This window comes from Alloactinosynnema sp. L-07, from assembly GCF_900070365.1.
In the GTDB taxonomy this organism is placed as follows: Bacteria; Actinomycetota; Actinomycetes; order Mycobacteriales; family Pseudonocardiaceae; genus Actinokineospora.
This window is the reverse complement of the sequence record NZ_LN850107.1, coordinates 5330792-5341176: the sequence shown is the minus strand read 5'-3', so window position 1 is coordinate 5341176 and position 10385 is coordinate 5330792. Positions and strand designations below refer to the sequence as shown.

Genomic DNA, 10385 nt, shown 5'->3' with positions numbered 1-10385 from the left:
CTGCGCCCGTACCTGATGACGTCGGGACGCACGCAGCCGGTCGACGACACCCTGGAGATCGAGGCGCAGGTCATGTCCAGCCGCCTCGGCGCCGCGGCCCACCGCGACCTCGCGTTCGAACGGCGCGAGATCATCACCTTGTGCCGCACCACCATGTCCGTCGCGGAGGTCGCCGCCTCCCTCGGATTGCACATCGGCGTAGCGCGAGTACTCGTCGCCGACCTCGCGGCGCTTGGATACGTCGAAGTCCGGCGGCCGGGAACCCGGCTCGCCCAGGACCTCAGCATGATTGAAAGGGTCATTCGTGGACTCGAAGCCATTCGCTGAACCCAGCGGGCGGCCGCCCACCCCCGTCAAGATCGTCATAGCGGGCGGCTTCGGCGTCGGCAAGACGACCGCGGTCGCGTCGATCTCCGAGATCTCGCCCCTGACGACGGAAGCGGCCATCACCTCGGTCGGCGCCGAGATCGACCGGGCGGCCCAGGTCCCCGCGAAGACCACCACGACGGTGGCCATGGACTTCGGCTGCATCACCATCGACGAAGAGGTCAAGCTGTACCTGTTCGGCACCCCCGGCCAGGACCGCTTCGGCTTCATGTGGGGCGACCTGGTGCGCGGGGCCTTGGGTGCGCTGGTCATTGTGGACACTCGCCGGATCGATGATTGTTATCCGGCGGTGGACTACTTCGAGAAGGCAGGCTTACCGTTCGTCGTAGGCGTGAACAAGTTCGACGGTTCGCTGGCGCATGATCCGGCGGACATCCGGTGGGCGTTGGCGGTGGCCGATGACGTGCCCTTGGTCATCTTCGACGCCCGCGACAAGCTCTCCGTCCGGGATGCCCTGTTGGCCGTGCTCCGCAATACCTTCGCCCGCGCCCGCCAGGCAGCGGTCAGCTAGCCAGGACTGTTGTCGCCTACTTCGTGCGCGGAGTAGGCGACGAACACACGCCAAGCGGCCGGTTGGATGGAGAGGGCCGGTCCGTTGGTGTTCTTGGAGTCGCGAATGCCGGCGTGGTCGGTGCTGAGCGAGACTTCGACGCAATCGCCTTGGGGTACGTGACTAAAGCTGCTTTTGCGCCACTGTCCGCGCGTCATCGCGGATCGGATGTCGTGCGAACGGAGTGGGCGACCAAGGCCGCCCAGGCGGCCGGGTTGATGGAGAGGGCCGGTCCGCAGGCGTTCTTGGAGTCGCGAATGCCCGCGTCGTCAGTGCCGAGCGAGACTTCGACGCACGAGCCCTGCGGCACATCGCTATAGCTGCTCTTGCGCCACCTTCCACGTGTCATCCCAGCTGCCTTCCGACCGGTCGTACTCATCGGCCAAGCTGGCGATGAGCGCCCGCGATTCTCCCGCATCGAGGGCAATGCCGGCTAGCTCACGGTTGAGCTTCAGGAAGGGGGCGACGTACTTGGGTTCTTCGAGGAAAACACCGCCGAACGGTCCGTCCAGGTATGCCAGGGTCGGGCACCGGTCGTAGGCGAGCAGTTGGAACGGGCCTCCGAACAGAGCGAGTTCGCGCGCTTTGGCGGGCACGATTCGGATCGAGATGTTCCACCGGTCGGCGAAGAACAGCATGGCCAGCAGCTGCTCGGCCATGATCCGGTAGTCGCCGACCTCCAGCTTCAGCGCGCGTTCCTGGATGAAGAACGTGAACTTGGCCGGGTTGTTCCGGAACATCACGTGCTGTCGTGCCAGCCTTGTCTGAATCAACGCCGTTCGGCCCTCGTCCGGCATGTCCACGCGAGCGAACAGGGCTCGGACGTAGGGCTCGGTCTGCAGGAGGCCGGGAATCAGTTCGGATTCGTAGATCACCGTCTTGCTGGCGCGGGACTCGTGGAAGATGAACGAACGCAGCGAGTCGCTCATCCATCGGTCGTGCGGTGAGAGCCAATAGCCGCGGTACTCGGTGGTCTCTCGACAGACGTCGATGGCGCGGAGGACATCCTTCGGGCTCGCGCCGCAGGCCGCCATGTAGTGGACCACCTCGCTCTCCGAAGTCGCCCCGCGTACGCCGGTCTCGATGCGGTGCAGGCTTGTCAGGTTGCGGCCGATGCGCTCGCCGAGTTCGCGCATGGTCAGACCCGCCGCCTCGCGGTAGGTGCGCAGCAGCTCGCCCAATTCGCGCGTGCTGGCCCGATTCCGTGCTCCCATTGGGCCAACAATAGGCAGGAAGACGCTACGTAGCGGGCAGTCTCGCTGGAGTCCACCCCATCGCGCTAGCAGTTCCTAACCGTGGAACAAGCCGAGCGCGAGTGCCGTCACGACCGCCCACAGCAGCATCCCCAGCCCTGTCGCCTGCAACACGGGAATCAGGCCAGGCCCGGTCTGCTTCCCCAAAACCCGTTTCACCGCAGGCACAACCGGCCCCACCGCCACCAGTCCAACCACTGCCCACGGCGTATCTAGAGTCAGAGCCAGGCTCACCAAGAACGGAACAGCCACCAGCGACGCATAAAGCACCCGAGTCCGTGCCTCACCCAGCCGAACCGCCAGCGTCAGCTTCCCCGCGACCCGATCCGTCGGCACGTCCCGCAGATTGTTGGCCACCAACACCGCCGCCGAGAAACACCCCATGGCGACCGCACCAAGCAGCCCGACCCATGTGACCCGCTCAGCCTGCACGTACTGCGTCCCCAACACCGCCACCAGACCGAAGAACAAGAACACCGCGATCTCGCCGAGACCCGAGTACCCGTAAGGCTTGTCGCCGCCCGTGTAGTACCAAGCCCCCGCGATGCACACAGCTCCGACCGCCAGCAGCCACCACTGTCCACTGGCGACAACCAACGCCAACCCCGCGAGCGCGCCCACGAAGAAGCAGATGAAGGCGGCGAGGCGGACCGAGGACGGCGTGGCCACCCCCGATCCGACCAGTCGCAGCGGGCCGACCCGGTTGTCGTCGGTGCCGCGGATGCCGTCGGAGTAGTCGTTGGCGTAGTTCACCCCGACCTGCAACGACAGGGCGACAACCAGCGCGAGCAGGGACTTCCACCAGGAGAACGCGCCCATGGCCGCGCCCGATCCGACCAGGACCGGGGCGACCGAGTTCGGCAGCGTGCGCACTCGCGCGCCCTGGATCCACTCCGCGACTGTTGCCATGGGCCTATCTTGGTCGATGGCCGACTACCGCCGCGTGCCGTAGTCCTTCAGTGTGATGCCCGACGCGGCGGCGGCCACGGCTTCGGGGGCGGGCGGGCCGCCGGGGTTGGCGGTGGCAAGGGCCTGGTTCTGCTCGACGTAGGTCCGCAGCTCCCGCTCGTAGGCGTCGAACGCGGTCGTCGGGTCGGCCTTGGCGAGTTCGCCCGCGAGGACGTACGCCCCGACCAGCGCGGCACTTGTCCCCTGCCCCGACAGCGGCGCCGGGCAGTACCCAGCGTCGCCGACGAGTCCGACGCGGCCCTTCGACCAGCGGTCCATCTTGATCTGGCTCATCGCGTCGAAGTAGAAGTCCGGCGCCGCCCACATGGCCTTCACGATCTGCGGCGTCTCCCAACCTGCGTCGCCAACGCGCTCCTCGACGATCCGCTTCTGCGCGTCGAGGTCGCGGTGGTCGAAGTCGAGCACGTCGGACTCGAACCCGAGCATGCCACGCGTGACCGTGCCGCCGCGGGCGTTGTAGACCATCGCCATGAGGTTGTCGCCGTGCAGCATGGTCTGCCAGTCCTCGATGCCGAGGTGGTTGTCCATGGAGAAGATCGCGAGATAGACGCCGAGGTGGCTGCGGAACTTCGCCTCGTCGCCGAACACCAGCTTGCGCACCCGCGAGTGCAGCCCGTCGGCCCCGATGACCAGGTCGTACCGGCGCGGCGGCGCGTTCTCGAAGGTGACGAGGACGCCTTCGGGGTCCTGTTCGAGGGCGGTGATGGTGTCGTCGAACAGGTACTTGGTGTCGTCGGTCAGCCGGTTGAGGATCGACACCAGGTCGTCGCGCATGATCTCGACGTCGGGGCTGTCGATGAGGCCGCCGGTGAGGGTCTCCTCGGTGGTGGACATGAGTTCGTTGCCGTCGCGGTCGACCACGGTCATCCCGCGCATGCCTGTCTTGGCGGCCTTGATCTCCGCGAGCACCCCCATGCGCTCGACCACGTCGAGCGCGGCGCCGCGGATGTCGACGGCCTGACCGCCTAAGCGGGGTTCTGGCGCGCGTTCGACGATCGTCGTCTTGAAGCCGTGCCGGTTCAGCCAGTAGGCGAGCGTGGCGCCCGCGATGCCGCTGCCGGAGATGAGAACGGTTGGCATGGTGGAGATCCCCCTCTGTGTATGTCGTACGCAATAACCATACACAGATCTTGGGGTCGGGGTCCACCTCGGACATCAACGACCCAGAGCGTGGCGCGACTCCCGGCCGACCCCAGCCTTGCAAGCTCTTGCGAAAGATTGGTCAATTCGGGCTCTCGGGCCGTTTACAGTCTCGTGACCTCGGGTCTAGTCTGCAAAGAATTGCAGGTCCTTGCGCAAGGACGCGTGACGGGAGCAGTGATGCGAGGAAGATCGCGACAACTGGCCGCCTTACTCGTGGCAGCGGGGCTGGCCGCGGCCACCTGGGCCGCGCCGAGCGGTTCCGCCGGGGACTCGATACCCATACCGGCCGTCGTGCCGGTCGCAGCCGAGACCACGACCGTTTTCTACCGCCTGCCGTCCGGCTGGCCGGTCGCCAATCTGCACTACCAGCCGAGCAATGGGCCGTGGACCGCCGTGCCGGGCGAACGCATGGAAGCGGCGTGCGCGGGCTGGGTGCGCCGGACCGTCGCGCTCGGCACCGCCACTGGCCTTGTCGCCGTGTTCAACAACGGCTCGGGCACCTGGGACAACAACAACGGGCGGAACTACAGCCTGGGCACGGGCGACGTCACGGTCGCCGCCGGAGTCGTGGGCACCGGCGACCCCTGCGGACCCCCACCGCCTGCCGAGAACGCAGAGGTCTACTACTTCACCAAGACCCGAAATTGGACCACCACCAACATCCACTACCAGCCCACGGGCGGTGCTTGGACCACCGTGCCCGGCGTGCGAATGGAGCAAGTCTGCGCGGACTGGGCCCGCGCGTCGGTCAACCTGGGCACGGCCACCAGCCTGAAAGCCGCGTTCAACAACGGTTCTGGCCAGTGGGACAACAACAGCAACGCCAACTACACCATCGGCACCGGCCGCAGCACCGTCAAAGACGGCGTGGTCACCGCGGCCGCGGCCGACCCCTGCGGACCCCCACCGCCGACCGAGGACGCCGAGGTCTACTACTTCACCAAGACCCGCGCCTGGACCACCACCCACATCCATTACCAGCCCACCGGTGGCGCTTGGACCACGGTGCCGGGCCTGCGAATGGAGCAAGTCTGCGCGGACTGGGCCCGCGCGTCGGTCGATCTGGGCACGGCCACCAGTCTGAAAGCCGCGTTCAACAACGGTTCTGGCCAGTGGGACAACAACAATAACGCCAACTACACCATCGGCACCGGCCGCAGCACCGTCAAAGACGGCGTGGTCACCGCGGCCGCCGAAGACCCCTGCGGACCCCCACCGCCGCCGGACACGACCGCGCCGAGCGTGCCGACCAACCTGACGGCCACGGCGTCCGGGCTCACCGTCGCGCTGATGTGGACCGCCGCCACCGACAACGTCGCGGTCGCGGGCTACGAGATCACCCGAACCGGCGGCGAGTTGGGCACCGTCGTGCGCAACACCGGCTCAGTGGGCTTCACCGACGGCCCGCTGACCGCGAACACGACCTACACCTACACCCTCAAGGCCTACGACGCGGCGGGCAACAAGTCCGCCGCCACCACGTCCGTCGCGGTGACCACGGGCGACGCGCCGCCCCCACCGACTGGCGGCACCCCGTTGGGTGGCGATCCGCGCGAGGACTCGATCTACTTCGTGATGACCGCCCGCTTCAACGACGGCGTCCCGGCCAACAACCGGGGCGGCAGCCAGCACACCCGCTCCGGCAACGCGGCCAACAACGACCCGATGTTCCGCGGCGACTTCCAGGGCCTGGTCGACAAGCTCGACTACATCAAGGGCCTCGGCTTCTCCGCGGTGTGGATCACCCCGGTCGTGCTCAACCGCTCGGACTACGACTTCCACGGCTACCACGGCTGGGACTTCTACCGCGTCGACCCGCGTCTGGAGACACCCGGCGCGACCTATCAGGACCTGATCAACACCGCGCACGCCAAGGGCATGAAGATCTACCAGGACGTCGTCTACAACCACAGTTCCCGCTGGGGCGCGAAGGGCCTGTTCCAGGCGAAGGTGTTCGGCGTCCGCGACAACCAGTGGTCCTGGTACTACGACCAGCCGGTGCAGGGCTTCGAGTACGACGGCCTGACCATCGATCCGACCACCGGCAAGTCGTACTACAACGGCGATCTGTGGTCGACCACCGAACCGACTGGCAACACGTGCGTCGACTGGGGCAAACCCACCCAGTTCTCGAGCCCGGAGGGGCACCGGATCTACAGCTGCCAGTGGCCAAGCCCCACCTCGGGCATGTTCCCCGCCCAGCTTTACCACCGCTGCTGGATCGGCAACTGGGAGGGCGAGGACTCGCGGTCGTGTTGGCTGCACGAGGATCTGGCCGACTTCAACACCGAGAACCCGATCGTGCAGAAGTACCTGATCGACGCCTACAACCGGTTCATCGACATGGGTGTGGACGGCTTCCGGGTGGACACCGCCGTGCACATCCCGAGGGTGACGTGGAACCGCCGGTTCCTGCCCGCGATCCAGCAGCACGCCACCGCGAAGTTCGGCGACAAGGGCCGCGACTTCTTGGTCTTCGGCGAGGTCGCCGCGTTCGTCAACGACAAGTGGAACCGAGGCTCGGTCAACCACTCGGCGCAGTTCTTCACTTGGAAGGAGCGCCGCGAGTACAGCGCCGACGACGCCACCGCCGCGCTGGAGCAGTACGAGTTCGAGCAGGGGCAGGGCCCGGCCGCGCAGCCGACGAGCCGCAACGCGTTCCTCGACGGCAACACCTACCACGCCCCGGACCACTCGAAGTTCTCCGGCATGAACATCATCGACATGCGCATGCACATGAACTTCGGTGACGCGAACAACGCGTTCTGGAACGCCAAGGACTCCGACGACTCCACCAACGACGCCACCTACAACGTGACCTACGTGGACTCGCACGACTTTGGGCCGAACAAGTCCAGCGTGCGGTACTCGGGCGGCACGGACGCGTGGGCGGAGAACATGAGTCTGATGTGGACGTTCCGGGGCATCCCGACGCTGTACTACGGCTCGGAGATCGAGTTCCAGGCGGGCAAGCCGATCGACTGCGGACCGACGTGCCCGTTGGCCACCACCGGGCGGGCCTACTACGGCGACCAGATCGCGGGGCAGATCACCGCCTCGGACTTCGGCGTGGTGTCGTCCGCGTCCGGCATGGTCGCGACCACGATGCAGAAGCCGCTGGTCAAGCACGTGCAGCGGCTCAATCAGATCCGCAGGGCGGTGCCCGCGCTGCAGAAGGGCCAGTACTCGACCGACGGCGTCTCCGGCGGCATGGCGTTCAAGCGCCGCTACACGGCCGGGTCGGTGGACAGCTTCGCGTTGATCACCGTCTCCGGGTCGGCGACGTTCAGCGGCATCCCCAACGGCACCTACCGCGACGTGGTCACCGGTGACACGAGGGTCGTCACCGGCGGCAGCCTGACCGCGTCGGTGGGCGGCAAGGGCAACCTGCGGGTGTACGTGCTGGACCTTCCCGGCAACCCCGCGCCGGGCAAGGTCGGCGTCGACGGGACGTACCTGAAGTGAGTTCCGGCGGGCGGGCGTGTTCTCCGCACTGCCCGCCCGCCGGTTCCTTGCAAACTCTTTCTGCAAGCCGTCATTTCTCCGGCGCCAGGTTCGGTGAGCCCAGGCAGCGGGCGGCCTGATCGGCCCCGGCGGCCATCGCCGCGGGCACGTCCGCGCCCGCGAGGTGGGCGATCAGGAAGCCGGAGAAGAACGCGTCCCCGGCGCCGTTGGTGTCCACGATCTTCTCGATCGGCACGGCGGGGACGCGGTGGACGGCGCCATCGGCCACGCCCAGCGCGCCGTCGGCCCCGAGCGTCGCCACCGCGGGCTTGTCGAGCGAGGTCAAGAACCGCAGCAACGCGCTCTCGCCCACGAAGCCGTCGTTGTTGAGGAACACGTGGTCGGCGGCTTCCACGAAGTCGCGGTGGAAGTCCGCCACACCGTCGTAGTCGTGCAGGTCGCACCACACCGGCACCCCGGCCTCCCACGCGGCGGCGAGCAACGGCCGGGCGTGGTCGGCGAGGTCGATCACCGCCGCGTCGGCCGCGGCGAGTGCCGCCGCCGCCCGCTCGTCGTGCCTGATGGCGCGCGGTCGCGGCACCTCAAGGTAGATCGACACCCGCCCACCGTGCGGGTCCATCAGGTTGAGGTGCTGCTCGGTGGCGCCGTCGGCCACCTCGGCGATCACCTCCACCCCGGCCCGCGCGAGCACGTCGAGCACCGCCCGCCCGGCAGCGTCGTCGCCCACCACGGTCCGCACCGTGACGTCCGCGCCGAGCGAGGCCAGGTTCAACGCCTTGCCCGCGGAAGTGCCGCCGACCGCCATCCGGTGCCCCGACGCGAACACGGTGTGCGGCCGAGCCTCGGGCAAGCGGTCCAGGAACACCAGCCGGTTCCACGACACCGGGCCTGCGACGAACACCTTTGGCTTTCGCATACCTCCATTGTGGAGCATGATCATCGAAAGGACAGCGATGATCGGACGAACCGGCCGTCGCGTTCAGCGGGCCTGGCCCGCGCGAAGCATCGTGATCGACTTCTCGACCCGGGCGGCTCGCGTCTCGACTTTCTTGGCGCTGGTCACCTGGTGGACGTGCCACGACTGTTTGCTGTGGGTCAGTGTGTCCCAGAAGTCCTTGGCTTGGGCGTCGGCGGCCAACGCGGCGGAGAGGTCGTCGGGTACCTCGATCTCCCGGGGCGCGGTGTCGAGTTCCACGTCGACGTCGAAGACCTGCCCGGCTTCGATGCCTGCCGCGGCCCGCCGTTCGGCGCTCACTCCCAGGAGGAACCGGCCGCCCATCTTGGCGATCGAGGTTCGGAACGTGAAGCCGTTGACCGTGGCGGACACCTTGGGGTGGCCGCCCCCGCCGAGGCTTTCAACAACCTGCTCGGGCACCTCGAAACCCGCGGCGGTCTTGCCGGTCGACTCCAACTCGGCACGAAATCTCATGGCGGATCCCTTCTGAGGGATGAACGTCGGTTGGCACGACACTAGGCGGGGAACAGGCGTTCCACCGCCAGCCGGTCAACCTTCCCCGGCCCGGTCAACGGCAGTTCATCCACCACCGCGATCACCTTCGGCACCGCCGCGGGTCCCAGCGCCTCCCGAACCGCCGCCCGCAGCGACTCCGCGTTCGCCCACCCGTCGGACCCGACCGCCACCGCCGCCGCGACTCGCTGGCCCCACTCCGGGTCCGGCAGCCCGAGCACGCAGGCGTCGGTGACGCGCGGCTGCGCGGTCAGCACCCGCTCCACCGCGGCCGCCACGACCTTCACGCCGCCAGTGTTGATCACGTCGTCCAGCCTGCCGAGGACCCGCAGCGCACCGCCTTCCAGCGTCCCCGTGTCCGACGTCCGGAACCAACCATCCACAAAGGACTCCGCGGTGCCCGCCGGGTCAAGTCGATAACCGTGGGCGAGCATCGGCCCGCGCAGCGAGATCACGCCGTCGACCACCCGCACGCCGACCCCGGACAGCGGTGCGCCGGCGTACACGCATCCGCCCGCCGTCTCCGACATCCCATACGTGGTCACGATGCGTGCCCCCGAGCGCTCCATGATCTCCGGGGACACCGCCGCCCCGCCGACCAGCACCGCGTCGAAGGAGCGCAGGGCGGCCAGCGCGTCGCCGCCGTCGTTGACGATTCGGGTGAGCTGGGTCGGCACCAGCGAGGTGTAGACCGGCCCGATGGAGCCCAGCGCGTCCGACGCGGCCTCCACAAAGGCGCGTGGGCGGAAGTTCTTCGCTTGCAGCACAACAGGTTCCGTACCCGCGAGGATCGAGCGGACCAGCACCTGGATTCCCGCGATGTGATACGTGGGCATCGCCAGCAGCCACACGCCAGGCCCGCCAAGCCGCTCGTGGGTCGCCGTCGCCGACGCGCGCAGAGCCGACGCGGACAGCAGAACTCCCTTGGGTGTCCCCGTCGAACCGGACGTCCGCACGACCAGCGCCGTGTCCGGTTCGACCGGTTCGTCGAGGCCCATCCCGTCCGCTGTCTGATCAGGACCGAGGGGCAGCACCGCCGGGCCGGAGCCGTCGAGCGCCGCGCGCAGGGCACGGATCAGCTCGGGGACCGTGTCCGTATCGAGAACTCGAAGGCGGTGCATACGCATAGTGTCTCCCACCGGGGCATGCC

Annotated in this window: 11 protein-coding genes; 3 read left to right on the top strand and 8 right to left on the bottom strand. The window is 67.9% G+C overall.

Translation table 11 applies throughout. The annotated features are described in order from the left end of the window. Positions 1–15: 15 nt before the first annotated feature. Together BN1701_RS24025 and BN1701_RS24020 are read left to right on the top strand one after the other, a co-directional pair. The gene (locus BN1701_RS24025) at positions 16–327 is read left to right on the top strand and encodes a DUF742 domain-containing protein (protein ID WP_054056086.1); all 312 of its coding nucleotides are present in this window, start codon (positions 16–18) and stop codon (positions 325–327) included. Next, the gene (locus tag BN1701_RS24020) at positions 305–898 is read left to right on the top strand and encodes an ATP/GTP-binding protein (RefSeq protein WP_054052439.1); all 594 of its coding nucleotides are present in this window, start codon (positions 305–307) and stop codon (positions 896–898) included. Before BN1701_RS24025 ends, BN1701_RS24020 begins: the two co-directional genes overlap by 23 nt. Here the strand turns inward: BN1701_RS24020 and BN1701_RS34610 are convergent. The 5 genes from BN1701_RS34610 to BN1701_RS24000 form a co-directional block, all read right to left on the bottom strand. Continuing rightward, positions 895–1095: a DUF397 domain-containing protein gene (locus BN1701_RS34610; protein ID WP_082860017.1), complete on the bottom strand. Its 201-nt coding sequence runs from the start codon at positions 1093–1095 to the stop codon at positions 895–897. The genes BN1701_RS24020 and BN1701_RS34610 overlap by 4 nt on opposite strands. Further along, positions 1092–1286, bottom strand: coding sequence for a DUF397 domain-containing protein (locus BN1701_RS24015; RefSeq protein ID WP_157368190.1), 195 nt, complete (start codon positions 1284–1286; stop codon positions 1092–1094). Before BN1701_RS24015 ends, BN1701_RS34610 begins: the two co-directional genes overlap by 4 nt. Beyond that, positions 1252–2151, bottom strand: a complete 900-nt coding sequence (locus tag BN1701_RS24010; RefSeq protein WP_082860016.1) for a helix-turn-helix transcriptional regulator — start codon at positions 2149–2151, stop codon at positions 1252–1254. Before BN1701_RS24010 ends, BN1701_RS24015 begins: the two co-directional genes overlap by 35 nt. 75 nt (positions 2152–2226) lie before the next feature. Continuing rightward, positions 2227–3099 carry a 1,4-dihydroxy-2-naphthoate polyprenyltransferase gene (locus tag BN1701_RS24005; RefSeq protein WP_054052434.1) on the bottom strand — a complete coding sequence of 291 codons (873 nt, stop codon included), beginning with the start codon at positions 3097–3099 and terminating at the stop codon, positions 2227–2229. Positions 3100–3123: 24 nt separating this feature from the next. Then, positions 3124–4239, bottom strand: coding sequence for an FAD-dependent monooxygenase (locus tag BN1701_RS24000; RefSeq protein ID WP_054052432.1), 1116 nt, complete (start codon positions 4237–4239; stop codon positions 3124–3126). Between the two features lie 240 nt (positions 4240–4479). Between BN1701_RS24000 and BN1701_RS23995 the strand changes: the two genes are divergently transcribed. Continuing rightward, positions 4480–7767 carry a carbohydrate binding domain-containing protein gene (locus BN1701_RS23995; protein ID WP_082860015.1) on the top strand — a complete coding sequence of 1096 codons (3288 nt, stop codon included), beginning with the start codon at positions 4480–4482 and terminating at the stop codon, positions 7765–7767. Between the two features lie 70 nt (positions 7768–7837). Here BN1701_RS23995 and BN1701_RS23990 read toward each other — a convergent pair whose 3' ends face one another. From BN1701_RS23990 to menE, 3 genes are all read right to left on the bottom strand, one after another. After that, the gene (locus tag BN1701_RS23990) at positions 7838–8683 is read right to left on the bottom strand and encodes a carbohydrate kinase family protein (RefSeq protein ID WP_054052429.1); all 846 of its coding nucleotides are present in this window, start codon (positions 8681–8683) and stop codon (positions 7838–7840) included. A 63-nt stretch (positions 8684–8746) separates the two neighbouring features. Then, positions 8747–9196: a YdeI/OmpD-associated family protein gene (locus BN1701_RS23985; protein ID WP_054056084.1), complete on the bottom strand. Its 450-nt coding sequence runs from the start codon at positions 9194–9196 to the stop codon at positions 8747–8749. Between the two features lie 41 nt (positions 9197–9237). Next, complete coding sequence (gene menE / locus BN1701_RS23980) at positions 9238–10356, bottom strand: o-succinylbenzoate--CoA ligase (RefSeq protein ID WP_054052427.1); 1119 nt, start codon at positions 10354–10356, stop codon at positions 9238–9240. Between the last annotated feature and the right edge of the window lie 29 nt (positions 10357–10385).